This is a genomic window from Streptomyces sp. NPDC039480, assembly GCF_055597165.1.
In genome coordinates, this window is sequence record NZ_JBVITX010000002.1 from 973,693 (window position 1) to 999,556 (window position 25,864).

Genomic DNA, 25,864 nt, shown 5'->3' on the forward strand with positions numbered 1-25,864 from the left:
GGGGCGCCCTGCGGCGCCGGTGCGCCCGCCGGTGCGTACATCTGCTGAGGCTGCTGCGCCTGCGGCTGCTGCTGCGGAGTCGGAGGCGTGGTCATCGTGCGGCGTCCTCGTTGTCGGTGGCGGTGGCGCGCTTGGCCATGTCGGGGGCGGGAGCGGCGGGCGCCTGCTGCGGGGGCGCCGCGGCGTACGGGTTCTGCGTCGCGGGCGCGCCCTGCGGCTGCGGCATCGCGAAGGGCTGGCCGCCGCCCTGCTGGGGCGGCGGCGGGGCGTACCAGCCGGGCTGGCCCTGGCCGGGCACCGGCAGCGCGCCGGGGGGCATGGCGCCGGGCGGCATCTCCTGCTGGAGGCCCGCGCGCTGGTCGACCGTGGAGCGGTAGTCGACGGCGCCCTGCGTCATCCGCATGTACGCCTCTTCCAGCGAGGCCTGGTGCGGGGAGAGCTCCCACAGGCGGACGTCGGCGCCGTGCGCGAGGTCGCTGATGCGGGGGAGCGGCAGACCGGTGACGCGCAGCGCGCCGTCCTGCTCGGGCAGCACCTGGCCGCCCGCCTCGGTCAGCAGCGACGTCAGCTTCTCGCGGTGCTGGGGCTCGCTGTCCGGCGTCCGCACCCGCGCGAAGTCCGCGGAGTTGTGCGAGATGAAGTCCTTGACGCTCATGTCGGCGAGCAGCTGGCCGCGGCCGATCACGATGAGGTGCTCGGCGGTCAGCGCCATCTCGCTCATCAGGTGGGACGACACGAAGACCGTGCGCCCCTCGGCGGCGAGGGACTTCATCAGGTTGCGGACCCAGAGGATGCCCTCGGGGTCGAGGCCGTTGACCGGCTCGTCGAAGAGCAGCACCTGCGGGTCGCCGAGGAGCGCCGCCGCGATGCCGAGCCGCTGGCCCATGCCGAGCGAGAAGCCCTTGGAGCGCTTCTTCGCCACTTCCTGGAGGCCCACGACGCCGAGCACCTCGTCGACCCTGCGGGCCGGGATGCCGGAGAGCTGCGCGAGGCAGAGCAGGTGGTTGCGGGCGTGCCGGCCGCCGTGCACGGCCTTGGCGTCGAGCAGCGCGCCGACCTGGCGCGGGGCGTTCGGCAGCTTGCGGTAGGGGTAGCCGCCGATCGTCACCTGCCCGGTGGTGGGCGCGTCGAGCCCGAGGATCATGCGCATCGTCGTCGACTTGCCGGAGCCGTTGGGCCCGAGGAAGCCGGTGACGGTTCCGGGCCGCACCTGGAAGGAAAGGTTGTACACGGCTGTCTTGGCGCCGTAGCGCTTCGTCAGGCCGACTGCCTCGATCATTCTCCGCACCCATCGAATGGTTCAGGACGTCGGGGCACACGCCCCCGTAAGGGTTAGGAGGATAACGGGGAGCTGACGGTTCCAGCCAAGAGCGAGTAAAAGCGTTTACGGCACCGGGAGCTCCGTCCACGGCAGCACCCAGCCCTCTTCCGCGAAGAGAAGCGTGCCCCGGGCGCGGAGCTCGGGGTCGGCGGCCGCCCGCCGTACCCAGGACGCCGCGTCGGGCCCGAGCAGTTCCCGCAGCCGCGGTGACGCGTCGAGGAGGGCGTCGAGCAGCGCGGCCTGGTCGCCGCCGCCGGGCCGCGGCAGCCCGGTCACGGGGTCGGCGAGGACGCCGCGCACGCTGACGTAGACGTACGCCTCGTCGAGTCGCTCGCCGGACGGCAGGGTCATGCCGTACGCGTCCCCGGGCAGCAGGACGCGACGGTAGTTGGGGAGCTCGGTGGCGTCGACGGCGGGCAGCTGGGCCGCGTCCAGCCAGGAGACGACGAGGGTGGTCCGTGCGGTGCGGGCTCCGTAGGGGGCGGCCGCCACATACCCGGCCCGGCCGATGTGGGCGGAGCAGCCGATGCCGAGGCCGCGCAGCCGCACGGGCACCATCGGCACGGCGCCGGGGATGCCGCGCCGGGCGAGCTTGTGGGAGAGCTGGCCGGGGGAGGCGTTCGAGCCGACGGCTACGACGGGGTGCCGGCCCGCGACGGGTGGCTGGCCGAGGGCGGTGAGGATGTCGTCCAGTGAGCGGTGCGGCGGGCGGCCGGTGCCGTCGACGGTCCACGCGCCGAGGCCGCCGGGGCGCGGGCGCAGTTCGAGCAGCTCGGCGCCGGTGAGCAGGGCGGGGACCGTGACCGGCAGGCCCGGATAGGTGAGGGGTTGCAGCGCGGGCACGCCGTCGAGGCCGAGCGCGGCGAGCCCGCGGTCCTGCGTCGTCACATGTCCCCCCGGGGCACGGCGGTCGTACGTCCCTGTGGACGCCCGGGACACGCCCTGGATCAAGCGTCCCGTCTCTTCAGCAGTACGTACCCACCGAGCAGCGCGAGCACCACCCACGCCACCATGATCGCGAGGCCGCCCCACGGCCCGTACGGGGTGTCGTCGTCGAACGGCGACTTGACCTGCATGATCTTGCTGCCGGCCTGGTCGGGCAGGAAGCGGCCGATCTTCTTCGTCGCCGATACGTTGCCGAGGATGCTGGAGATGAGGAAGAAGAACGGCATCAGGATGCCGAGGGAGAGCATCGGGCTGCGCAGCATCGCCGCGACACCCATGGAGAACAGCGCGATGAGCGCCATGTAGAGCGCGCCGCCGATGACGGCGCGCAGCACTCCGGGGTCGCCGATCTGCGCCTTGTACGGGCCGAGCATCGCCTGCCCGACGAAGAACGTGAGGAAGCTGGTGGCCAGGCCCACCACGAAGGCGAGCAGCGTGGCGACGGTGATCTTGCCGAACAGGAACGCGGCGCGCTGCGGGACCGCCGCGAGCGAGGTGCGGATCATGCCGGTGCTGTACTCGTTCGAGACGACGAGCACCCCGAAGACGATCATCGCGAGCTGGCCGAGGGACATCCCGGCGAAGCTGATGAACGTCGGGTCGAAGGTCATCCTGTCCCTGGCGTCGAGGCTGTCGTAGTCGTTCTTGGACAGGACGCTGATCAACGCGCCGAGCGCGACCGTGACGACGAGGGCGAGGCCGAGCGTCCAGACGGTCGACGAGACCGAGCGGATCTTGGTCCACTCCGATTTCAGCACCTGTGTCGCGGCCATCGCTCAGGCTCCCTTCCGCGGCTGCCAGCCCTGGCCGGGACCCTTGTGGTCGGCGTGCGCGTGGTACTCGACCGACTCCGCGGTGAGCTGCATGAAGGCCTCTTCGAGGGACGCCTGTTGGGGGCTCAGCTCGTGGAGGACGAGATGGTTCCGCGCGGCGAGCTCACCGAGCTGCTCCGCGGGGGCGCCGTCCACTTCGAGGGCGCCGTCACCCGCGTCCACGGCGGTGACGCCCGCCTGGTGCAGGACGTCGAGGAGGCGTTCGCGCTGCGGGGAGCGGACTCTGACGTACGACCGGGAGTTCTGCCGGATGAAGTCGGACATCGACAGGTCGGCGAGGAGGCGGCCCTGGCCGATGACGACGAGGTGGTCGGCGGTGAGCGCCATCTCGCTCATCAGATGCGAGGAGACGAAGACCGTACGCCCTTGTGCGGCAAGGGACTTCATCAGATTGCGGATCCAGTGGATGCCCTCGGGGTCGAGGCCGTTGACCGGCTCGTCGAACATCAGGATCTCGGGGTCGCCGAGGAGCGCCCCGGCGATGCCGAGGCGCTGGCCCATGCCGAGCGAGAAGCCCTTGGCCTTCTTCTTGGCGACGGCGGTCAGCCCGACGGTGTCGAGGACCTCGGTGACGCGGGCGCGCGGGATGCCGTTGCTCTGCGCGAGGCAGAGCAGGTGGTTGAAGGCGCTGCGGCCGCCGTGCATCGCCTTGGCGTCGAGGAGCGCGCCGATGCACTTGAGCGGGTCCTTCAGCTGGGTGTAGTGCCGGCCGTCGATGCGGACGGCGCCGGCCGAGGGGTGGTCGAGCCCGAGCAGCATGCGCATGGTGGTGGACTTGCCCGCGCCGTTCGGACCGAGGAAGCCGGTGACCATGCCGGGGCGGACGGCGAAGGTCAGGTTGTTGACGGCCACTTTTTCGCCGTACCGCTTGGTCAGCCCCTCTAGCTCGATCATGCGGCAACGCTAAAACGGGACAAAGCCCCCTGCCACCGGAGCGGCAAGGGGCTCTGGCGTCCCTTTCGGGGCGCGGGGGCTAGCGGGTCTGCTGAGCCGGCACGCCTCGGGAGACGGGCTCGTCGTCCGCGGGCGTACCCGCGGCGGCGACCGCCGCACCGGTGAGCGTCGCCAGCATCTCCCGCACATTGGTGAGCTGCGCGTTGATGCTGTCGCGGCGGTTCGTGAGCGCGGCGAGCTCGCGCTCGGACTCCGAACGGATCCGGTCCGCCTTCGCGTTCGCGTCGGCGACGATGTCCTCGGCCTGGCGCTGCGCGGTCTCGACGGTCTGCCGGGCGCGGCGCTCCGCGTCGGTCCGCAGCTTCTCCGCCTCCAGGCGCAGCTGCTCCGCACGGTGCTCGATCTCCGCGAGGCGCTTCTCCGCCTTGGCCTGACGCGAGGCCAGGTCACGCTCGGACTGCTCACGGCGCTTGGCGAGGTTCGTCTCGAAGTCCGCGGCGGCCTGGGCGGCCTTGGCGCGGGTCTCCTCGAAGAGGGCGTCCGCCTCCTCGCGCTTGGACTGCGCGTCCTTCTGGGCCTCGGCCCGCAGCGCGCTCGCCTCGCCCTTGGCCTTCTCGACGATCCGGACGCCCTCGTCCTCGGCCTTGGCCTTGCGCTCGGCGGCGAACGACTCGGCGTCGTTGCGCACCTGCTGGGCGGCGGACTCGGCGAGCTCACGGTGCTGCTCGGCCGCGCGACGGGCCTCCTCGCGCAGGTCCTTCGCCTCCTCCTCGGCGAGGCGGAGGATCTTCTCGACGCGGGCACCGAGACCGGCGTACGACGGCTCGGCGTCGGCGACCTGGGCCTGGGCGTTCTGCGTCTCGAGGTGCAGCTCCTCGATGCGCTTTTCCAGAGCAGTGATACGGGCAAGAGCGCTGTCACGGTCGGAGACGAGCTTGGAGATACGTTCGTCCACCTGAGCGCGGTCGTACCCACGCCGCACAAGCTCGAAGCCGTAGGGGGAAGTGTCGCTCATGGGGTTCCTGTCGAATGAGACCGGTGAGGTGATAGAGGGAATCCTAGGGGTCCAAGCGGCGTGTCATCGAGCAGATGCCTGTTTGATCTGGAGAATGACACCCCTTTTGAGTGGCTGACCGTCAGAGTGCTTGCCAGGGACAGGGCCAAAGGTCCTTTCGGAGCACGGCAGATTCCCTTTGACTACCCCTCCGACTGCTTCCCACTCGAACGTGTCGATCCGGCCGCGGCCCCCGCCTTGACGCCGCCCGCGCCGGAACCGCCGCCCGACCCGGTCTTCGCACCGCTCGACGGGGCCTCGAAAGACTCCAACGCCTCCAGCACGTCCTGGACACGGGAGATCTCCGCATTGATGTCCGCGCGGCGCCGCACCAGAACCTCCAGCTCCTGCTTGCCCTCCTCGACCATGCGGGTCGCCTCCGCCTCGGCATCGGCCTTGATCCGCTCGGCCTCGCGGGTCAGCGCGGCCTTCTTCGTCTCGGCCTCCTTCAGGAGCGCCTCGGCCTTCTTCACGGCGGAGATACGGACCTTGCCCGCCTCCGTGTTGGCGTCCGAGACCAGCTCCTTGGCCTTCGCCTCGGCCTCGGCCAGCTGCTCCTCCGCGGCCTTGACCAGCGCGTCGCACCGCTCGCCCGCGGACTTCATCGCCTCGGCGGACTCGCGGCGGGCGCGATCGTGCAACTCCTCGATCTCGGCGCTGAGACGGTCGCGCTGCTCCTCCGAGCGCTCCCTTATGGCGGTCGCGTCGCGGCGGGCGCCGACGAGCAGCTCGTCCGCGTCCGTACGGGCCTTCTCCACCAGCGTGTTGCCCTCGACCGTCGCCGCGGCGACCAGGCGCTCGGCCTCCTTGCGGGCCGCGCCGACCATCGTGTCGGCCTGCGCCTCGGCGTCCGTGGTCGCCTTCAGCGCCTTCTCCTGGGCGTCCGACGTCAGCTTCTCGGCCTCCGCCGCGGCCTCCGTGATGAGCGTGTCGACCTGCTCGGCGGCCTCCTGGCGGCGCTTGTTGGCCTCCTTGCGGGCCTCGTCGAGCGTGCGCTCGGCCTCCTCGCGGGCCTGGGACGTGAGCCGCTCGGCCTCGCTGGCCGCCGCGGCCTTGACGCGCTCCGACTCACTGCGGATCCGCTCGGCGTGCTGCTGCGCGGAGTTGACCGTCTCGGCGGCCTCGGCACGCAGCCGCTCCGCGTCGCCGGACGCGTCCGAGATGAGCTTCTCGGCCTTCGCCACGGACTCCGCGCGGACCCGGTCGGCCTCGGCGGTGGACTCGGCACGCAGCCGCTCCGCCTGCTCCGCGGCTTCCGTGCGCACGCGCTCGGCTTCCGCGGTGGACTCGGTCTTGAGCCGCTCGGCCTCCGCCGTGGACTCGGCGCGCAGCCGCTCGGCCTCGGCGATCGTCTCGTTCTGCAGCAGCTCCGCCTCGCTGCGGGCCTCGCCGATCAGCGTGTCGGCCTGGCCCGCCGCGTCGTTGCGGATGCGGTTGGCGTCCTCGCGGGCGTCGGCACGCGTGCGTGCGGCGTCCTGCTCCGCCTGCGCGATGGTGTCCGACGCCTCCGTGCGCACCCGCTGGGCGTGCTCCGAGGCGTCCGAGCGCATCCGCTCGGCCTCCGCGATCGCGTCCGCAACCGTGCGCTCCGCGAGCTCCTTGGCGGCCTCCGAGGCCTCCGCCGCCTCGCGCCGGGTGCGGTTGGCGTCCTCGGAGGCGCGCTCCCGCTCGGCGTAGGCGTCGGTGCGGACGCGGTCCGCCTCCTCCTGCGCCTCCGTCCGCGTGCGCTCCGCGGCGTGCTCGGCGGCCGAGCGCAGCCCCGCGACCTCCTCCTGCGCCGCCTCGTGCAGGCCGGCCACGGAGTCCCGTACGGACTGGGCGTGCTGCTCGGCGGCCGAGACCAGCTCGGTCGCGCGGCGGTCGGCCTCCTCGACGAGCCGGATCGCCTCGGCCTGCGCCTCCTCGACCCGCTTGCGGGCGGACGCGAGGAGCTCCTCGCTCTGCTCGCGGGCCCGCTCACGCTCCTGGTCGGCCTCCGCACGCGCGGAGTTGAGGGTCTCCTCGGCCTCGCGCCGACGCCGGACCGCCTCCTCCTGGGCGGCGGCGAGCGCCTCGGCGGCCTCCGTGCCGACGCGCTCGGCGGCGGCCGCGGCCTCCGCACGGACCCGGTCGGCCGACTCCTGCGCCTCCGTCTTGAGCCGCTCCGCCTCGGCCGCGGCCTCCGAACGCAGGCGTACGGCGATGTTCTCGCCCTCCGCGCGGGCCTGCGAGGCGTCGGCTGCCGCTTCGTTGCGCAGCCGCTCGGCCTCGGTCTCGGCCTGCGCCTGGAGCGTGCGGATCCGCTCGGCGGACTCCGCGCGCAGCCGGTCCGTCTCGTCCGTGGCCTCCTTGCGCATGCGCGCGGCCTCGGCGCGGGCGTCGGTCAGCGCCTGCTCGGCGGCCGACAGGCGCTCCTCGGCCTCCGTGCGCAGCCGCGTCAGCTCCTCGGCGGCCTCGGCCTGCCGTGCCGCTATGGCCTGCTCGGTCTCCTCGCGCAGGGCCCGCGCGGCCGCCTCGGCCTCGGACTTCGTGGCCTCGGCCTGCTCGGCGGCCTCCTCGCGGTGCCGCTCGGCCTCCTCGCGGGTGCGCTCCAGGGTCTCCTCGGCCTGCGTGCGCAGCGTCGTGGCGCGCTCGACGGCCTCGGTGCGGACCCGGTCGCTCTCGGCGGCCGCAGCCGTGCGCAGCTCCTCGGCGTCGGCCTTCGCCTTGGTGAGGAGCTCCTCGGCGGACTTGGCCGCCTCCTCGATCTCCTTGACCGCCTCGCGCCGCGCCTCGCCCCGGATGCGCTCGCCCTCGGAGACCGCCTCGGCCCGCAGCTGCTCGGCCTCGCCGCGCAGCCGGCGCGCCTCCTCCTGCAGCTCGACGGTCTTGGCGCGGTACTCCTTGGTGTCGTCCTTCGCCGCGCCCTTGAGCTCCTCGGCGATGTCGTGCGCCTCGGCGCGCAGCCGGTCCGCCTCGGTCTCCGCCTCGGACCGGATCCGCTCGGCCTCCTCGGTGGCGGCCTTCGTGGTCTCCTTGGCGTTCTTCGAGGCCTTGTCGAGGACCTCCTCGGCGGTCCGCGCGGCCTTCGCGAGCTGGCTCGCGGTCTCCTCGGCGGTGATCGTGCGCGCCTTCTCGGCGGCGTCCGCGATCAGCTTCTCGGCCTCCGCGCGGGCGTCGGCGACCAGCTGCTCGGCCTCGGACCGGGTGGACTCGGCCTCCTTGGTGGCCTCGCCGACAAGCCGGGCGACCTGCTCCTTGGCGGTCCGCGTGCGCTGTTCGTTCGCCGCTTCGGCGGCCGACAGCTGCTTGGCCGCGGTCTCCTTGGCCTCGGAGAGCACCTTCTCGGCCTCGCCGCGCGCCTGGCGCAGCGCCGTCTCGGCCTCGGCCATGCGCTGCTCGGCGGCCCGGCTCGCCTCGGCGGCCATGCGGCGCGCCTGCTCGGACTCGGTCGCCGTGGTGGAGCGCAGCTGCTCTGCGTGGTCGGTGGCCTCCTGGGCCTGGGTGGACGCGGCGTTCAGCAGGCGCTCGGCGTCGGTGCGGGCGCGGCGCAGGATCGCCTCGGCCTCGGCGCGGGCGGCCTCGGCGTCGCCCGCCAGGCGCTGGCGGGCCTCCTCGGCGATCCGGGCGGCCTCCGCGCGGGCGGCGGCCAGGGCCTGGTCGGCCTCGGCGCGCGACTCGTCGAGGAGGCGGCGGGCCTGCTGTTCGGTGCGGGCCCTGAGCTGCTCGGCCCAGGCCACGTTCTCGTTGACGTGGGACTCGACGGTCTGGCGGCGCTCGGCCAGCTCCTGGTCGAGCTGCTGGCGGCGGGACACGGCCTCGGCGTGCAGCTCGGACTGGAGGCGGGCCTGCTGCTCCGCGTGCTCCTGGAGGATCCGCTGGGTCTGCGCGCGGGCGTCGCGGAGCTCGCGCTCGGCGTCGGCGCGCAGCTGCTCGGCCTGGATCTGGGCATTGCGGAGCAACTGCTCGGCCTGATACCCGATGTCCGCGCTGTCGTAGGCAGGACGGGACGCGAGGTTGCGGCGCGCCTCGTGCAGCTTGGCGCGCAACACCTCGACCTGGTAGCCGAGGTCCTCGGCGTGCTGGACGGCTTTCTCCCGCTCGGTCTTCAGCCGGTCCATCTCGGCCTCGAACCGCGACAGACTGTCGGTCTCAGCCCGCGAGTTCTCTTGGCGTTCGTAGCCCCGCACTGCGCGGTCCCATCCTTCCCCGAGCTCTCGGCTGCGCTCGAGCAGGGGAGGCCCCACTCCTGGTCGCAATTCTCTCCAACGAGCCCCGTCCGTCCGCCGAACGGGACCCCCGGGGGAATGGTGTCAGATCAACAGCGGAGCATGAGCTGCTGCCCCGATGCTCGTCCCCCGAAACCCGGACCCCGGTATGTGGCCGCCCAAAGTTCGGACGGCCGCCACTAACCCTACCGGCCCAGATATACGGAGGTCAGTGCTCCGGTGCCTCGGAGGGTGCCGAAGTGACAAGTTCCGTCAGGACGCCGTGGCAGTCCTTCGGGTGCAGGAAGGTGATGCGGGACCCCATGGAGCCGATCCGGGGCTCTTCGTAGAGGACGCGTACGCCCTTGTCCTTGATGGCCGCGGCGTCGCCGTCCACGTCCGCGGTGCCGAAGGCGATGTGGTGCACGCCCTCGCCGTTCTTGGCCAGCCACTTGCCGACCGCGGAGTCGTCGCGGGTCGGTTCGAGCAGCTGGAGGTAGGAGGCACCTCCGTCACTCGTCTCGTTGATTTTGAGCATGGCCTCGCGCACGCCCTGCTCTTCGTTGACCTCGGTGTGGAACACCTCGAATCCGTACGTCGCGCGGTAGAACTCGACGGTCTTGTCGAGGTCGAAACAGGCGATCCCGATGTGATCGATTCGCGTCAGCATGGTTCAAGTGCAGCGCTTGACGCAGTGATTACGCAACGTGCGCGCGATCACAGTCGCCGCCCGGTGACGGCAGGGGTACTGCTCAGTACATTCAGATAAACCCTCGTTAACTCCTCTCCTCCCAAGGGGTCGTCGCACATGGCAGGAACGACCGGCACCACCTCAGTGATCGTCGCGGGCGCACGCACGCCCATGGGCCGCCTCCTCGGCTCGCTGAAGTCCTTCTCGGGTGCGGACCTGGGGGGCTTCGCGATCAAGGCCGCGCTGGAACGCGCGGGAATCGGCGGCGACCAGGTCCAGTACGTGATCATGGGCCAGGTGCTCCAGGCCGGGGCAGGGCAGATCCCGGCACGCCAGGCCGCCGTCAAGGCGGGCATCCCCATGAACGTCCCCGCGCTGACCGTCAACAAGGTCTGCCTCTCGGGCCTCGACGCCATCGCGCTCGCCGACCAGCTGATCCGCGCCGGCGAGTTCGACATCGTGGTGGCCGGCGGTCAGGAGTCCATGACCAACGCCCCCCACCTGCTCCCCAAGTCCCGCGAGGGCCACAAGTACGGCGCGATCGAGATGCTCGACTCCATGGCGCACGACGGCCTGACCGACTCCTTCGACGGCGTCGCGATGGGCGAGTCCACGGAGAAGCACAACACCCGCCTCGGCATCCGCCGCCCGGAGCAGGACGAGGTGGCCGCCCTCTCCCACCAGCGCGCCGCGGCCGCCCAGAAGAACGGCCTGTTCGAGGCCGAGATCACCCCGGTCGAGATCCCGCAGCGCAAGGGCGACCCGGTGCTCTTCGCCAAGGACGAGGGCATCCGCCCGGAGACCACCGCCGAGTCCCTCGGCAAGCTGTGCCCGGCCTTCTCCAAGGACGGCACGATCACGGCGGGCTCCGCCTCGCAGATCTCCGACGGCGCCGCCGCGGTCGTCGTCATGTCCAAGGCCAAGGCCGAGGAGCTGGGCCTCGACTGGCTCGCCGAGATCGGGGCGCACGGCAATGTGGCGGGACCCGACAACTCGCTCCAGTCCCAGCCGTCCAACGCCATACAGCACGCGCTGAAGAAGGAGGGCTTGGAGGTCTCCGACCTCGACCTGATCGAGATCAACGAAGCCTTCGCCGCCGTCGCGGTGCAGTCAATGAACGACCTCGGAGTTTCCTCGGAAAAGGTGAACGTCAACGGCGGAGCCATCGCCCTGGGTCACCCGATCGGCATGTCCGGCGCACGCCTCGTACTGCACCTCGCCCTGGAGCTGAAGCGGCGTGGCGGCGGCGTGGGCGCGGCCGCGCTGTGCGGTGGCGGCGGGCAGGGCGACGCCCTGATCGTGAAGGTTGCCAAGGCCTGACCCGGCGGTACGTCCCGTCCTGTACGTACACGTATGCGGTTACGTGTACGTGACGCGTACGGGGCGGTACTCCCGTCCCCGTACGCGTACGTAGTGAACGGAGCTGTGATGCAGGACGTCCCCTCCCTGGTGGCGCAGGCCCGCGAGGGCAGGCCGCGGGCCGTGGCCCGGCTGATCTCACTGGTCGAGGGGGCGTCACCGCAGCTGCGTGAAGTGATGGCGGCGCTGGCGCCGCTCGCAGGGCACGCGTATGTGGTCGGTCTCACCGGATCGCCCGGTGTCGGCAAGTCGACATCGACGTCCGCGCTCGTGAGCTCCTACCGGCGGGCCGGCAAGCGGGTCGGCGTCCTCGCCGTGGACCCGTCGTCCCCCTTCTCCGGAGGCGCGCTCCTCGGCGACCGGGTCCGGATGTCGGACCACGCCTCCGACCCCGGCGTCTACATCCGCTCGATGGCCACGCGCGGTCACCTCGGCGGGCTCGCGTGGGCCGCGCCGCAGGCCATCCGTGTCCTGGACGCGGCGGGCTGCGACGTGATCCTCGTCGAGACCGTCGGCGTCGGCCAGTCCGAGGTGGAGATCGCCTCCCAGGCGGACACGTCGGTGGTGCTCCTCGCGCCCGGCATGGGCGACGGCATCCAGGCGGCCAAGGCCGGAATCCTGGAGATCGGCGACGTGTACGTCGTCAACAAGGCGGACCGCGACGGCGCCGACGCGACCGCGCGCGAGCTGAACCACATGCTGGGCCTCGGCGAGTCCCGGGGCCCCGGCGACTGGCGGCCGCCCATCGTGAAGACGGTCGCGGCGCGCGGCGAAGGCGTCGACGAGGTCGTGGAGGCGCTGGAGAAGCACCGGGCGTGGATGGAGGAGCGCGGTGTCCTCGCCGAGCGGCGGGTCGCCCGCGCCTCCCGGGAGGTCGAGACGATCGCCGTCACGACGCTGCGGGAGCGGATCGGTTCCCTGCACGGCGACCTCAGGCTGTCCGCGCTGGCGGAGCGGATCGTGGCGGGGGAGCTGGACCCGTACACGGCCGCGGACGAGCTGGTCGAGGGGCTGACGGACAGCTAGGGCGGACGGGCACGGCCCGGACCTTGCGGTCCGGGCCGTGGTGGTGAGGGGCGCGTCAGTCGTCGGAGCCGTCGTTGTCGCTGTCGTCACGGTCGTCGTGGTCGCCCTGGTCGTCACGGTCGTCGTGGTGGTCCGCGGTGACCTTGCCGGTCTTCAGGTCGACGTTGTACTCGGACTCGGCGCCCTTGGAGTCGGTGGTCTCCACGCTCCAGGCGGTCGCCCGGCCGTCGTCGTCCAGGTCCACGGAGGTCACGGTGCCCTTGTCGGCACCGGCCTTGGCGGCGTCCGCGGCGCTCACGGAGGCGCCCTTCAGCGCGGAGTTCAGCCGGGCCGCGTCGGCGGCGTCCTCACGGGCGTCGTCCGCGTCGCTCTTCTCTGTCCAGGAGCCCAGGACCTTGCCGGTGCCCGGGTCGACCTCGACGCTGTGCCACGTCTTGCCGTTCAGGATGTCGACGTCCCAGACCAGGCCGCCGTCCTCGTCGTCGAGCTCGGCCGAGACGGCGGTGCCCCTGGTGTCCGCGAGGGCGGCCTTGACGGCCTCCGCGGCGGTCACCTTCGCGGCCTTCGCCTCGGCGGTGTTCTCCGCGGCGTCGTCGCGGTCGTCGTCCTTGCGGTCGTCGTCGCGGTCGTGGTCCTTCAGCTGGACGCTCGACCGGTTGGCGGCGCTCGACTCGTCGTCGCCGGTGACCGCGAGGGCGGTGGCGGTGCCACCTCCGACGAGCGTGAGTGCGGCGACGGTGGCGATGACGATGTTGCGCTTCATGAGGTCCCTCCCGAGACGGTCTGTTGCTACGAGCTGTCGTCGCGAGCTGCTGCAGCGAGCCCTTGCTGTGAGCCCTTGCTGTGAGCTGCTGCTGCGAGCCGTTGTTGCGACGAGGACCAATCTGGCGGAGCGATCCTGAACGCACGCTGAAGCCGCCTGAAGAACTCTTCAGCTTCGCTCTGCCACCCTGAGCGCATGCGTTTGTTGATCGTGGAGGACGAGAAGCGGCTCGCCCTGTCGCTCGCCAGGGGCCTGACCGCCGAGGGTTACGCCGTCGACGTCGTCCACGACGGCGTGGACGGGCTGCACTGGGCGAGCGAGGGCACGTACGACCTGGTGATCCTCGACATCATGCTGCCCGGCATGAACGGCTACCGCGTCTGCTCCACGCTGCGCGCGGCGGGCAACGAGGTGCCGATCCTGATGCTCACCGCCAAGGACGGCGAGTACGACGAGGCGGAGGGCCTCGACACGGGCGCGGACGACTACCTCACCAAGCCCTTCTCGTACGTCGTGCTGGTCGCCCGCGTGAAGGCGCTGCTGCGCCGCCGCGGCGCCGCGGGCCCGTCCCCGGTCCACATCCTCGGTGACCTCAAGGTCGACACGGCCGCCCGCCGCGTCTTCCGCGGCGAGGACGAGATCACCCTCACCGCCAAGGAGTTCGCGGTCCTGGAGCAGCTGGTGCTGCGGGCCGGCGAGGTGGTCTCCAAGGGCGACATCCTGGAGCACGTCTGGGACTTCGCGTACGAAGGCGATCCGAACATCGTCGAGGTGTACGTGAGCACGCTGCGGCGCAAGCTGGGCGCGGCCCTCATCAAGACCGTGCGCGGCGCCGGATACCGCCTGGAGGCCCCGCGATGAGCAGGCTGTTCGGGTCGGTGCGGGCCAGGGCCACGCTGGGCGCGAGCCTGGTCGTCGCCCTCGCGCTGGTCGCCGCGGGCGCCGCCGTGCTGTTCGCGCTGCGGGCCAACCTCACCGGCCAGGCGGACGGGCGCGCCGACTCGGCGGCCCGCGATGTCGCCGCACAGCTGGTGGCGGGCCGGGCGTTCGACGACCTCGACCTGCCGGAGGAGGACGAGAGTCCGGTGCAGGTCCTCGACGAGCGGGGCAGGCTGGTCGCCGCCAGTGACGACCTGGAGCGGATCAGCGGCACCGGGACCGGCGCGGTCAAGCCGGTTGGGGCCACCGCGCGCTCCGGCGGCGAGCAGAGGAACGACGACGAGGACGAAAAGGAAGACAAGGACGAGGCGGCAGAGGCCGGTGAGGCGGCAGAGCCTGGTGAGGCGCCCGAGCTCGGAGAGGTCGACGAGGACGTCAAGTACAGCTCCGGGTCCGCCACCGTCGACGGCGACAGCGCCGACTTCCGGTTCGCCGCCGTCGAGGTGAGCACGGAGGCCAGGGGCGACTTCAAGGTCTACGCGGGCGGTTCGCTCGCCGACGAACAGAGCGCCACATCGACGGCGCTGACGTCCATGCTGATCGGCTTCCCGCTGCTCCTCGCGGTCGTCGCCGGGGTCACCTGGCTGGTGACGCGGCGCGCCCTGCGTCCGGTGGCGGCGATCACCGCGGAGATGTCCGCGATCACCGCGTCGGAGGATCTCGCGCGCCGGGTGCCCGAGCCGGACACGCACGACGAGATCGCCCGCCTCGCCCGCACCACGAACGAGACGCTCACCGCCCTCCAGACCTCGGTGGAGCGCCAGCGCCGCTTCGTGGCGGACGCCTCGCACGAGCTGCGCAGCCCCATCGCATCACTCCGGACGCAGCTCGAAGTGGGCGCCGCCCACCCTGAGTTGCTGGATGTCGACGGCGCCGTCGAGGACACCGTGCGGCTTCAGGAGCTCGCCGCGGACCTGCTGCTCCTGGCCCGCCTTGACGCGGGGGAGAAGCCGGCCGAGGGGCGGGTCGACCTGGCCGCGTTCGTCCGCGAGGAGCTGTCGCAGCGCACCCGGGACCGCGTCGACGTGCACACGGAGCTGAAGAGCGTAGAGGTGGCGGGGTCCCGCGGCCAGCTGGCGCGGGTGCTCGGCAACCTCGTGAACAACGCCCAGCGGCACGCGCGCTCCCGCGTCACGGTCACCACCCGGAACGATGGTGCCTGGGCGGTCCTCGAGGTGTCCGATGACGGGAGCGGCGTGCCGGAGAGCGAACGGGAGCGGATCTTCGAGCGGTTCGTACGGCTCGACGACGCGCGGACCCGCGACGAGGGCGGGGCCGGTCTGGGCCTCGCCATCGCGCGGGACGTGGCGGTGCGGCACGGCGGCACGCTCGTGGTGTGTGAGGCGCCGTCCGGTGGTGCGCTGTTCGAGCTCCGGCTGCCCTGCCCTCAGTCGTCGGCGGAGTGAGGATCGGTGCGGCCGGCCGTGGCGGAGCGGGTCAGGGCTTTCCGCGCTGGGAGCGCAGGTGTTCCGCGATCGGGGTCAGGGCCTTGCGCAACTCGTCGAGGGACTCGGCGGAGATGAGATCGACGAAGTGCCGCCGGACGGAGGCGACATGGTGCGGAGCCACCTTCTGCATGGTCTCCATGCCTTCCTCGGTGAGGACGGTGTAGAGCCCTCGCCGGTCGGACTCGCAGTTCTCCCGGCGCACCAGGCCCGCGTTCTCCATGCGGGTGATCTGGTGGGACAGGCGACTCTTGGACTGCAGGGTGGCGGCGGCAAGATCGCTCATGCGCATCCGCCGCTCTTCCGATTCGGAGAGGTAAACGAGAATGTCGTAGTCGTTCATGGTCAGGTTGAACGGCTGAAGGTCCTTTTCGAGCTGATAAGTCAGCATCCTGTTGACCTCCACGTGGGTACGCCAGGCGCACTGTTCCTCGTCGGTCAGCCACTGCGGGGCCGTCTCGGTCTCCATGGAATCGATTCTACCTAAGAAGTTGAAAGGTGAACGAATGGTGGGATGTGACGCGCCTCGCACCACCTGCCTCTCGGAGGGGCACAGGCGTTCGCCGTCACACTCCGCAGACTACCGCTCACAGCCCGAAGCGACGCTGGAGGTCCCCCAGTTGTCCGGGAAGGCGCGGTGCCCCCGGCTGGTGACCCGGTTGCCCCGGAGTGCCCCGTCCGCCGGGAACGCCCCCCTGGTGCGGCACCTCGCCCGTGGCCTGCTCGGGCAGCAGTGCCTCGGTGGACTGCAGCAGGACCGTGCCGGCCCCCACGAACTCGAACTGGTGCTCCTCGCCGGATGTGCCGCCGATGCCGGTCAGCGCCCGCACGCCCCCGATCACGCCGGTGAGGTAGCCGTGGTCGTAGTGATGGCAGGGTGAGGGGCAGTCCGCCCAGCCCACGAGCGCCTGCGGATCGACGCGGATCGGCGGCTCCATGAAGACCACCGGGCCGTTCGACGCGGCGACGAACTTGCCCGTGCCGATCAGCGTCAGAAAACCCGGAACGATCGACTGCTTGAGCGCGAGAGTTGGCTGAAAAGCGAGGAGGTTGCCGGAGCGAATGGTCAGGTTGCCCTCTTCCAAGTCATACGAATTCACGTCGAAGGCCCGGTCGGCGAGGAGCATCTTGCCCTGGCCGTCCGCCACGACCCAGTCGCTCGCGTGCAGCGGCGAATGGAAACTGGTCCGGACCAAACGGTCGAGGCGGCCGTGCCCGATGCCGTTGAAGTCGATCCGGCCGTAGTAGGCGATCATCTTTCCCTTCTGCAGGAACCACTGGGAGCCCTTGAGCTCCACGCAGAAGGTGTGCGCGTTCACATTGTCGTCGCTCGGCAGGGTCTGGGGGTCGAACACGGCGGGGGCTCCCGCGGCGGTCGAGACGTTCGGAATCACAGCTTGTCCTCCGATGCCTGGACGAAGACCGCGCCGGTCCCCGACAACTCCAGCTGGAAGGCCTCGCCGGAGCCGCGACCCACCATGTCCCGCCAGCCGAGCGCGGTGGAGAGTCTGTTGCGCACGTCGCCGTGGTGCGCGACATACGCCTGGGGGTCGACGTGGACGGGGCGCTGCGGGGTGATGGGGATCTCGATGACGCCGCCGTGCGCCATGACGGCGGCCGAGCCGTGGCCCTTCAGGGTCGTGGTGAACAGGCCCTGGCCGCTGACCTGGCCGCGCACCATGCCCATGACGCCGCCCTGTGAGCCCATGAACATGGTGCCCTGCTGGAGCGTGCCGTCGAAGGCGAGCAGGCGGTCCGCCTCCACATACAGGGTGTCTCCGGAGAGGGCGATCACCTGGATGTGGTGGCCGCCGTGCCCGAAGAGGACCGTGCCGCTGCCGTCGACGGTCATCAGGGGTGTCGCCTCGCCCGCGACCCGGCGACCGATCATCGACGCCAGGCCGCCCTGGCCGCCTTGGAGGTTCGGGGTGAAGGAGACATCTCCCTTGTAGGCCAGCATGGCGCCGCGCTGGCTGAAGATCTTGGCGCCCGGCCGCACGGTGGCCTCGACCATCTTCGAATTGATCTCACGGAAGGGCATGTCACACATCCCCGGCGATCGTGGTGCGCTCACTGGGCTGGACATAGACGAGGCCCTCGCCCTCGAAGCGGATCTGGAAGGCCTCGCCGCCGCCCTCACCCATGAAGGTGCGGAAGGTGACACCGGACTGGAAGCTCTGCTGGACGTCGCCCTGGTGCGCGATGTACGCCCCCGGGTCGACCGTCAGCGGATACTGCCGGGAGACGCGGAGGGCCACCGCGGGGCCGTCGGAGACGATCGCCGCCTGGCCGGTGCCCTCGACGGTCGTCGTGAACAGTCCGCCGCCCTGGGTGGCGCCGCGCAGGCCCGTGAAGCTGGTGCCGGTGCGCAGGCCGGCTTCGGTACAGAGCAGATTGCTCGCCTCGACGTACAACTTCTCGCCCTGCAGTCGCACCAGGTTGATCTCCGTGGCGCGGTCGGCGAACCAGCAGGTGCCGTGCCCCTTCACCTCCATCACCGTCAGCTGCTCGCCGGTGACGCGGCGGGTCACCATGCCCCTGATGCCCTCGCCGCCGCCGGACATCTTCTTGAAGGCCATCTGGCCGTCGTACGCGACCATCGAGCCGTTCTTCGCCTTGACGGCGTCGCCCGTCATGTCGACGGCGAGCACTCTGCTCCCTTGGAGCCGAAATGTAGCCACGAATCGACGGTAGCCGCCGCGTACCCGCCCAGAACAGGGTGAAGGGCCCTGAGGGAACCCGGAGAACACCCCGATGTCACAATGGGGGTCGCTTGTGCGTCCGTTCACAAGATCGACGCCGACGAGCCCCCGCCCGTGCCTGCCGTCCGTCCCACCGAAGGTGACCCGTGGACATCAAAACCGCTTCCGCACTCCGCCGCCTCCGCCTGGTCTCCGTGCCCGAGGGCATCTCCTGGATCGTGCTGTTGGTCTGCACGATCATCAAGTACACGGTCGCGGAGGGGTTCAACGTCGCGCCGGTGCTCGGCCCGATCCACGGTGTGCTCTTCATCCTCTACGTGCTCTTCTGGCTCGACGCCTGGAACCGCACGAAGTGGGATGCCAAGACCGGCATCCTCTACTTCGCGTTCTCGATCATCCCCGGCGGCGGCTTCATGGCCGAGCGCAAGCTGAAGCGTGAGGCCGAGGCCGCGGTGATCGCCTCGCGCGCCCGCAAGGAAGGTGTCGTCAACGCATGATCGTCGCCTTCTCCGTGACCCCGCTCGGGGTCGGCGAGGACGTCGGTGAGTACGTCGCCGACGCGGTCCGCGTGGTCCGCGAGTCCGGGCTGCCGCACCGGACCGACGCCATGTTCACGTCCGTCGAGGGCGAGTGGGACGAGGTGATGGACGTCGTGAAGCGCGCCGTCGCCGCGGTCGAGGCGCGTGCGCCGCGCGTCTCCGTCGTCATGAAGGCGGACATCCGCCCCGGCGTGACCGACGGCCTCACCTCCAAGGTGGAAACGGTGGAGCGCCACCTGTCCGCCTAGCCCTCTCGCGCTCCTGGAAGCCCCCGCCCTTTGGGCGGGGGCTTCTTTTTTGGCGGGCGACTTGAGCGACTGCTCAAATAGCCGTACTTTGTGTTGAGCAGTCGCTCAAAAACACGTTGACGTGGGGGTTCGCCGTGGGCCTGTACATCGAGGCACGGATACGCGCCGATCTGGACGACCTCTGGGCACGCACCCAGGAGCCCGGCTCGCACCAGCGCTGGGACCTCCGCTTCACCGAGATTGACTACCTGCCGTGCCGGGAGGGCGAGCCGCGGCACTTCCGGTACGCCACGCGCGTGCTGCCCTTCCTGACCATCGCCGGCACCGGAGTCTCCGCGGGGGAGAAGCGGCGCCCCGACGGCACCAGGACCTCCGCCCTGCGCTTCGCCTGCCCGCACCCGCTCTCCCTCCTCGAAGAGGGCAGCGGCTACTGGCGCTACGTACCGACGCCGGACGGCGACATCCGCTTCCTCACCGGGTACGACTACCGCCCGCGCTGGGGCCGCTTCGGGAAGCTCGCCGACCGGGCCGTCCTGCGCCCCCTCATGGGCTGGGCGACGGCCTGGTCCTTCGACCGCCTCAGGCTCTGGCTGGAGCGGGGCATCACCCCGGAACGCGCCCTGCTGCACGCCGTCGCGGACTTCACCGCCCGCATCCTCCTCGTCGTCGCCGCGGTCGTCCTCGCCCCCATGACGGCCCTGGCGACAGCGGCCCTGATGCTGATGCTGCCGCCGCTGCCCACGACGCCTGCCGCCCGCCGCTGCCTGCGCACCCCACCGGCACGCGCGCGTGACCCACGGCTCCTCGCCACACTCGCCCCGCTCGCCGCACCCAAGGAGCAGCACCCGTGAAGCAGCCCGCATCGATCTTCCGCACCGCCATGGGCGCCGACTTCGACCGGCTGCACCCGCAGCTGCGGCGCCGCTTCTCCGTCGGCCTCGCGAGCGGCGAGGCCTGCACGGGGCAGGGCGTGATGGACCGTGTCTGGCACGGCAGGGGCTTCGTGAAACCGTTCCTCGCGGCGGGCGGTACGCGCAACATCCTCGTCCCGCGCCAGGGCAGGAACGTGCCCTTCGTCATCGAGAACGTGCCGTACACCGACACGTACGGCCGTGAGACGGTGACCTTCGTGCGCACCTTCGATCTGCCCGGCGGGCCCCGCCGCTTCGACGCCCAGATGGTCCTCGGCCCCGGGGGCGACCGCGTGCTCGACTACCTCGGCACGCACCAGCACCTCGCCAGTGACCTGCACTTCCGGGCCGAGCCCGACGGCTCGCTCCTGATCCGCTCCGGCGAACACCGGTTCCGGGAGGGCCCGGTGGACTGCCGCGTTCCGTCGCTGATCGGCGGCGACGCGGAGGTGCGGGAGTCCTTCGACGACGCGTCGGGGCGCTTCCGCATCCGGGTCCGGGTCACGAACCGGCACTTCGGGCCGCTCTTCGGGTACGAGGGGTCCTTCGCGGCGACGTACACCGACGTCCGGACGTGCGGGATCAGGCCCGGGCTGCGCCCCGTCCGCGAGGAGGCGCGGGCGTGAGTGCCGCGAAAGACCCCTCCAAGGCCCAGGAGACCCGGACCAAGCTCCTCGACGGCGCGCTGCGGACCCTCACGGAGCAGGGCATCGCCAAGACGTCCGCGCGGAGCATCGCGGCGGCGGCCGGCGTCAACCAGGCGCTCGTCTTCTACCACTTCGGCTCGGTCGACGATCTCCTCGCGGAGGCGTGCCGGTACGGGACGGAGCAGCGGGTGTCCCGCTACCGCGAGCGCCTCGCCGGGATCGGTTCCCTCTCCGAGCTGCTCGCCTTCGGGCGGGAGATGCACGAGGAGGAGCGTGAGGCGGGGCATGTGGCTGTCCTGGGGCAGTTGCTTGCCGGGGCGCAGACTCAGCCGCGGTTGGCTGCCGCTACGGGGGCGGGGCTTGCCCTCTGGATCGCGGAGATCGAGCAGGTCCTGACGCGGGTCCTCTCTGCCTCCCCGCTGGGGGAGTTCGTCGATCCCGTCGGGCTTGCGCGGGCGGTGGGGGCGTCGTTCGTGGGGGTGGAGCTGTACGAGGGGGTCGACGCGGTCGGCGCGGAGCGGGCGCTCGACTCCCTCGAGCAGCTCGCTGTCCTCGTCACGGCGGTCGAGGGGCTGGGCCCACTCGCCCAGCGGGCAGTCCGCCACCACCTACGCCGCACCCGTCCGTAACGCTCCTCCCGGGGGCGCCGGCGCGACCCCTGCACCGCCCAGCGGGGGTGTGGGCATGGGTGGGCGGGTTCGCCCCTGCACCGCCCAGTGGGGGTGGGGGCGGGTGGGTGTTCCCCCGCGACGTCCTGTGAGGTGGGGGCGGGCGGGTGGGGGTTCGCCCTGTGTCGTCCCGCCGGGGTAGGAGCCCCAAGCCCGCCGCTCCGCGGCGGATGCTCCCCACCCACCCACCCGTTCACCCCGCGACGCCTTGCGGGAGTAGGGGCGGGCGGGTGGGGGCGCCCCCGCGACGCCCTGCGGGGCGGGTGGGGGTTGCCCTGCGCCGTCCTGCGGGAGTAGGGGCGGGCGGGGTGTTTCCCCGCGGAATCCGGCGGGAGTAGGGGGCGGATTGCCCCGCGACGGCCCGCAGGGGAAGGTACGACCCCCGCCGGGCCGCAGGCGCGAGCGCGCCCGAGGGGACGTGGGGGTATGTGCGAACGGAGCACCGAGCCGGCTCTGGCGTCTTTGTTCGGGCAGCGGGGCGCAGGGATGGCGAGTACGCACATACCCCCGCGGCCCCGCCCCACGGGCGGCAGAAGGCGCGACCCGCACCAGGCACCCCGCCCCGCCAGAATCCGTCCCGCCCCCGCAGGCGAACAGCACGCCAGCCCCGCCCGAGGCACCCTCGCCAGAATCCGCCCCGCCCCCGCAGGCGAACAGCGCACAGGCCCCGGCCGAGGCGCCCCCGCCAGGACCCGTCCCGCCTCGCCAGGCGAACAGCACGCGCCCCCGCCAGAACCCGCCCACCCCCACACACTCCACCCCCCACCGCAACCCCCCGCCCCAAAACCGCTCGCACGGGGGAACCCCGTTCGACACGCCGGGGAAAGTCCACTTTTGTGTGGGTATCGGCTCGTTTGGATTACCAGAACCTGGAGGGCGCTGTGCGGCAGCCGGAGGGCTACGACTACGAGACCCACAGCACGCTCGCCGGACCGCTCACGGAGCCGGACGGCGGCGAAGGGGGAGGAGAGGGAGGAGAGGGAGAGGTAGGGGGTGGGGCGTATCGGGTTCGGTACCGGAAGTTGCTCGCAAGTGAACCGCACCGAATACGCGCCGTACTCCTCATGACCCTCGCCCCCCTCCTCACCGGCCTCCTCCTCGTCTACCTCGTCTGGCCCACCCACTGGACCGAACGCGAGGGTGCCGACAGCTGGCTGATCGGGCTGGACATCACGATGCTCGTGGCGATCGGGCTGATCGAGCTCTTCATGCTCGTGAACGTCGTCTCGATCGCGCACGCCACGATGGTGGCGAGGGACCCGATACCCGTGTACCCGGAGGCCGGCACCCGCGTCGCGTTCCTCACCACGTACGTGCCGGGCAAGGAGCCCCTGTCGATGGTCCGGGCGACGCTCGAAGGGGCCGTCCGGATACACCACCCCGGCCCCCTCGACGTATGGCTTCTGGACGAAGGGAACACTCCGGAGGCCAGGGCTCTCTGCGAAGAGCTCGGGGTGCGGCACTTCTCGCGGCACGGGGTGCCGGAGTGGAATCGCGAGAAGGGGCCCCACAAGGCCCGCACCAAGCACGGCAACTACAACGCCTGGCTGGCGATGCACCAGGCCGAGTACGACTTCTTCGCCTCCGTCGACACGGACCACGTCCCGCTCCCGAACTTCCTGGAGCGGATGATGGGCTACTTCCGCGACCCGGACGTCGCCTTCGTCGTGGGACCGCAGGTCTACGGCAACTACGAGACGCCCGTCACCAAGGCCGCGGAGTCCCAGCAGTTCCTCTTCCACGCGCTGATCCAGCGCGCGGGCAACCGCTACCGCGCCCCCATGTTCGTCGGCACGAACAACGTCGTCCGCATCAGCGCGCTCACCCAGATCGGCGGCCTGCACGACTCGATCACCGAGGACATGGCGACGGGCTTCGAGCTGCACCGCCACCGCAACCCGGCCACCAAGAAGCACTGGCGCTCGGTCTACACCCCGGACGTGCTGGCCGTCGGCGAGGGGCCGGCCTCCTGGACGGACTTCTTCACGCAGCAGATGCGCTGGTCGCGCGGCACGTACGAGACGCTGTTCAAGCAGTACTGGAAGGCACCGTTCACGATGCCGCCCGGGCGCCTCTTCTCGTACTCCCTGATGCTCGTGTACTACCCGATGACGGCCGTCAACTGGCTGCTCGGCGTGCTGAGCTGTGTGCTCTTCCTGTGGTTCGGGGCCAGCGGCACCCAGGTCGCCGCGTCGGTCTGGCTGATGCTCTACAGCGACGCGGCCGCCCTCCAGATCGGCCTCTACCTCTGGAACCGCAGGCACAACGTGTCCCCGCACGAGCCGGAGGGCTCCGGAGGCATCGCGGGCATGGCGATGTCGGCGCTCTCCGCCCCCATCTACGCCAAGTCGCTCGGCGCGGCCGTCCTGCGCCGTCCCAGCCGCTTCGTCGTCACGCCCAAGGGCGACGGCACGAGCCCGGACCGGCTCCTCACCTTCCGTATCCATCTCTTCTGGGCGGTGGTGCTCGGCACGTCGCTGGCCGCCTCCTTCGTGCTCGACCACACGCATGTGGCGATGCGCACCTGGTCGGTGCTCGCGATGGTCATCTCGCTGGCCCCGGTCAGCGTCTGGGCCTTCGGTCTCGCCAAGGAGCGCAGAGCGGCCCGGCAGCAGCGGGAGTCGAAGAAGCCGAGCCTGCGCGCCGAGAGCGAGCCGGGCCTGCGGGCGGACGGCCCGGAGGGCGAGCCGGAGCCGGCGTTCGCCACCGGCACGACGACAGGAGGGAACTGACCCATGGCCTACCGGCCCTCGAAGCGCACGAGAAAGACCGCCATCGGAGTCGGCGCTGGCGCGCTGCTCGTCGGACTGAACGCTCCCGCCGCGCTCTCCTTCGCCGAGGAGCAGTACTACGAGTACAAGATCGCCCAGCCCGGCTACAAGAAGAAGTACGGCTCCTGGAAGCAGGTCGCCATCCCCAAGGAGTACCGCACCAACGCCATCCACGCCGCGCTGCTCCACACCGGCAAGGTGCTGATCGTCGCGGGCTCCGGCAACGAGCAGAAGAAATTCGACGCGGGCTCGTTCGACACCGTCCTGTGGGACCCGAAGAACGACACGTTCAAGAAGATCCCCACGCCCGAGGACTTCTTCTGCTCCGGGCACGCCCAACTGCCCGACGGGCGGCTCCTGGTGGCGGGCGGCACCGCGCGCTACGAGCTGCTCGACGGCGAGGTGGAGCGGGCCGGCGGCGGCATGCGCGTGAAGAACGAGAACCCGGACAAGCCGGTGGTCCTGAAGAAGGGCACCAAGTTCCGCTCGCCGTCCGGCGTCGAGTACGTCAGCAAGTTCGACGTCGAGGTGCCGAAGGCGAAGCGGGATTACGAGATCACGTACTCCAAGTCCGGGGTGATGCAGCCCTGGAAGACGAAGGTCAAGGCGAGCGAGGCGCGGGTCTTCGTCGAGGCGGTCCAGGAGGGCGAGCAGTCGGTCACCGAGAAGTCCGCGCAGTACGAGATCGAGGGTCTGACCGGCGAGGAGGCCGACAACACGTACGGCATCGCCGAGAAGATCGACATGGAGAAGCAGGACTTCCAGGGGATCAAGGCGGCGTACGAGTTCGACCCCAGGGCCGAGCGGTACGTCCCGGTGGAGCCCATGGACAAGGCCCGCTGGTACCCGACGCTCGTCGGCCTGGAGAACGGCAAGGTGCTCGCGGTCTCCGGACTCGACGACGTGGGTGTCGTCGACCCGGGGGACAACGAGATCTACGACCCGAAGACGAAGAAGTGGTCGGACGGTCCCAAGCGGTACTTCCCGACGTACCCCGCGCTCTTCCTCACCAAGGGCGGCAAGCTCTTCTACCCGGCGTCCAACGCCGGGTACGGGCCCGCGGACAAGGGCCGTGAGCCGGGCCTGTGGGACCTGGAGACGAACAAGTTCGAGAAGGTCCCGGGCCTGGAGGACCTCGACCAGACCGAGACGTCGGCGTCCGTGCTGCTGCCGCCCGCCCAGGACCAGAAGGTGATGATCATGGGTGGCGGGGGCGTGGGCGAGTCGGACAAGGCGACGCGGCGCACGGCGGTGATCGACCTCAAGGAGGACAACCCGTCCTTCCGAACCGGCCCCCAGCTGCCGCAGGGCACCCGCTATCTGAACAGCGTGCTGATGCCGAACGACTCGGTGTTCACGACGAACGGCTCGAAGGACTACCGCGGCCGCAGCGGCAGCAACATCTACAAGGCGCAGTTCTACGACCCCAAGGCGAACGAGTTCCGCGAGGCCGCGGCGCCCAGGGTGGGCCGCAACTACCACTCGGAGGCGCTGCTGCTGCCCGACGGCCGGGTCGCCACGTTCGGCTCCGACCCGCTCTACGACAACGAGCAGAACACCAAGCTCGGCCACTTCGAGCAGCGCATGGAGATCTTCACACCGCCCGCGCTGCACCGGGGCGGCAAGAACCGCCCGGTGCTAGGCGAGGGCCCGCAGGAGCTGGCGGCGGACGGCCGCGCGACGTTCCGCACCGAACACCCCGAGAACATCGCGTCGGCCCGGCTGATGCGCCCGAGCGCGGTGACGCACACGACGGACGTCGAACAGCGTTCGATCGCGCTGGCGCTCAGCAAGGGCAAGGACAAGGTGACGGTGGACGTGCCGCGGGAGGACCGGGCGCTGGTTCCGCCGGGCTGGTACATGCTGTTCGTGACCGACAAGGACGGCACGTCGTCCGAGGCGAAGTGGATCCACGTCGGCACGGACCGCTGAGCACGGCGCT

At 71.1% G+C, this 25,864-nt stretch carries 23 protein-coding genes; 11 read left to right on the forward strand and 12 right to left on the reverse strand.

Annotated elements, in window-relative coordinates; genetic code table 11:
- Positions 1–91: 91 nt before the first annotated feature.
- From ACZ56E_RS10330 to mce, 7 genes are all read right to left on the reverse strand, one after another.
- Entirely contained in the window at positions 92–1,279 is a 1,188-nt protein-coding gene (locus tag ACZ56E_RS10330) for an ABC transporter ATP-binding protein (protein WP_471212972.1), read from the reverse strand.
- A gap of 105 nt (positions 1,280–1,384) precedes the next feature.
- Entirely contained in the window at positions 1,385–2,209 is an 825-nt protein-coding gene (locus ACZ56E_RS10335; protein ID WP_471212974.1) for a hypothetical protein, read from the reverse strand.
- 59 nt (positions 2,210–2,268) lie between these two features.
- The gene (locus ACZ56E_RS10340; protein WP_468608814.1) at positions 2,269–3,039 is read right to left on the reverse strand and encodes an ABC transporter permease; all 771 of its coding nucleotides are present in this window, start codon (positions 3,037–3,039) and stop codon (positions 2,269–2,271) included.
- A gap of 3 nt (positions 3,040–3,042) precedes the next feature.
- Complete coding sequence (locus ACZ56E_RS10345; RefSeq protein ID WP_471212977.1) at positions 3,043–3,993, reverse strand: ABC transporter ATP-binding protein; 951 nt, start codon at positions 3,991–3,993, stop codon at positions 3,043–3,045.
- Positions 3,994–4,072: 79 nt separating this feature from the next.
- Positions 4,073–5,008 (reverse strand): coiled-coil domain-containing protein, encoded by a 936-nt coding sequence (locus ACZ56E_RS10350; RefSeq protein ID WP_150216158.1) that lies wholly within the window; start codon positions 5,006–5,008, stop codon positions 4,073–4,075.
- Between the two features lie 182 nt (positions 5,009–5,190).
- Positions 5,191–9,195 (reverse strand): polarized growth protein Scy, encoded by a 4,005-nt coding sequence (gene scy / locus ACZ56E_RS10355; protein WP_471212979.1) that lies wholly within the window; start codon positions 9,193–9,195, stop codon positions 5,191–5,193.
- A 247-nt stretch (positions 9,196–9,442) separates the two neighbouring features.
- Positions 9,443–9,883 carry a methylmalonyl-CoA epimerase gene (mce, locus tag ACZ56E_RS10360; protein WP_362990308.1) on the reverse strand — a complete coding sequence of 147 codons (441 nt, stop codon included), beginning with the start codon at positions 9,881–9,883 and terminating at the stop codon, positions 9,443–9,445.
- A gap of 138 nt (positions 9,884–10,021) precedes the next feature.
- Between mce and ACZ56E_RS10365 the strand changes: the two genes are divergently transcribed.
- Together ACZ56E_RS10365 and meaB are read left to right on the forward strand one after the other, a co-directional pair.
- Positions 10,022–11,224, forward strand: coding sequence for an acetyl-CoA C-acetyltransferase (locus ACZ56E_RS10365; RefSeq protein ID WP_471212982.1), 1,203 nt, complete (start codon positions 10,022–10,024; stop codon positions 11,222–11,224).
- A gap of 108 nt (positions 11,225–11,332) precedes the next feature.
- The gene (meaB, locus tag ACZ56E_RS10370; RefSeq protein ID WP_398301283.1) at positions 11,333–12,289 is read left to right on the forward strand and encodes a methylmalonyl Co-A mutase-associated GTPase MeaB; all 957 of its coding nucleotides are present in this window, start codon (positions 11,333–11,335) and stop codon (positions 12,287–12,289) included.
- 55 nt (positions 12,290–12,344) lie between these two features.
- On the opposite strand, the gene ACZ56E_RS10375 is transcribed toward meaB, so the two are convergent.
- A complete protein-coding gene (locus tag ACZ56E_RS10375) occupies positions 12,345–13,052 on the reverse strand; it encodes a PepSY domain-containing protein (protein WP_471212985.1) in 708 nt (235 codons plus the stop codon).
- 195 nt (positions 13,053–13,247) lie between these two features.
- Between ACZ56E_RS10375 and ACZ56E_RS10380 the strand changes: the two genes are divergently transcribed.
- On the forward strand, positions 13,248–13,913 hold the full coding sequence (locus tag ACZ56E_RS10380) for a response regulator transcription factor (RefSeq protein ID WP_471212987.1): 666 nt from the start codon (positions 13,248–13,250) through the stop codon (positions 13,911–13,913).
- On the forward strand, positions 13,910–15,397 hold the full coding sequence (locus ACZ56E_RS10385; RefSeq protein ID WP_471212989.1) for a sensor histidine kinase: 1,488 nt from the start codon (positions 13,910–13,912) through the stop codon (positions 15,395–15,397). The genes ACZ56E_RS10380 and ACZ56E_RS10385 overlap by 4 nt, the downstream gene beginning before the upstream one ends.
- Positions 15,398–15,428: 31 nt before the next feature.
- Here ACZ56E_RS10385 and ACZ56E_RS10390 read toward each other — a convergent pair whose 3' ends face one another.
- From ACZ56E_RS10390 to ACZ56E_RS10405, 4 genes are all read right to left on the reverse strand, one after another.
- On the reverse strand, positions 15,429–15,905 hold the full coding sequence (locus ACZ56E_RS10390) for a MarR family winged helix-turn-helix transcriptional regulator (protein WP_468608799.1): 477 nt from the start codon (positions 15,903–15,905) through the stop codon (positions 15,429–15,431).
- Positions 15,906–16,023: 118 nt separating this feature from the next.
- Positions 16,024–16,827, reverse strand: coding sequence for an AIM24 family protein (locus ACZ56E_RS10395; protein ID WP_468609295.1), 804 nt, complete (start codon positions 16,825–16,827; stop codon positions 16,024–16,026).
- Complete coding sequence (locus ACZ56E_RS10400; protein WP_468608797.1) at positions 16,827–17,477, reverse strand: AIM24 family protein; 651 nt, start codon at positions 17,475–17,477, stop codon at positions 16,827–16,829. The genes ACZ56E_RS10395 and ACZ56E_RS10400 overlap by 1 nt, the downstream gene beginning before the upstream one ends.
- A 1-nt stretch (position 17,478) precedes the next feature.
- Positions 17,479–18,117: an AIM24 family protein gene (locus ACZ56E_RS10405; RefSeq protein WP_471212993.1), complete on the reverse strand. Its 639-nt coding sequence runs from the start codon at positions 18,115–18,117 to the stop codon at positions 17,479–17,481.
- A 167-nt stretch (positions 18,118–18,284) separates the two neighbouring features.
- On the opposite strand from ACZ56E_RS10405, the gene ACZ56E_RS10410 reads away from it, so the two are divergent.
- The 7 genes from ACZ56E_RS10410 to glxA all read left to right on the forward strand — a co-directional run bounded on the left by ACZ56E_RS10410 (position 18,285) and on the right by glxA (position 25,854).
- A complete protein-coding gene (locus tag ACZ56E_RS10410) occupies positions 18,285–18,635 on the forward strand; it encodes a DUF3817 domain-containing protein (protein WP_362990326.1) in 351 nt (116 codons plus the stop codon).
- Entirely contained in the window at positions 18,632–18,925 is a 294-nt protein-coding gene (locus ACZ56E_RS10415) for an MTH1187 family thiamine-binding protein (RefSeq protein ID WP_362990328.1), read from the forward strand. Before ACZ56E_RS10410 ends, ACZ56E_RS10415 begins: the two co-directional genes overlap by 4 nt.
- Before the next feature lie 134 nt (positions 18,926–19,059).
- Complete coding sequence (locus ACZ56E_RS10420; RefSeq protein ID WP_471212995.1) at positions 19,060–19,776, forward strand: hypothetical protein; 717 nt, start codon at positions 19,060–19,062, stop codon at positions 19,774–19,776.
- 29 nt (positions 19,777–19,805) lie between these two features.
- Positions 19,806–20,462 carry a DUF4166 domain-containing protein gene (locus ACZ56E_RS10425; protein ID WP_471213158.1) on the forward strand — a complete coding sequence of 219 codons (657 nt, stop codon included), beginning with the start codon at positions 19,806–19,808 and terminating at the stop codon, positions 20,460–20,462.
- Positions 20,459–21,112, forward strand: coding sequence for a TetR/AcrR family transcriptional regulator (locus ACZ56E_RS10430; protein ID WP_471212997.1), 654 nt, complete (start codon positions 20,459–20,461; stop codon positions 21,110–21,112). The genes ACZ56E_RS10425 and ACZ56E_RS10430 overlap by 4 nt, the downstream gene beginning before the upstream one ends.
- 920 nt (positions 21,113–22,032) lie before the next feature.
- A complete protein-coding gene (locus ACZ56E_RS10435; RefSeq protein ID WP_471213000.1) occupies positions 22,033–23,883 on the forward strand; it encodes a glycosyltransferase family 2 protein in 1,851 nt (616 codons plus the stop codon).
- Between the two features lie 3 nt (positions 23,884–23,886).
- Positions 23,887–25,854: a radical copper oxidase GlxA gene (gene glxA, locus ACZ56E_RS10440; RefSeq protein ID WP_471213002.1), complete on the forward strand. Its 1,968-nt coding sequence runs from the start codon at positions 23,887–23,889 to the stop codon at positions 25,852–25,854.
- Positions 25,855–25,864: the final 10 nt, after the last annotated feature.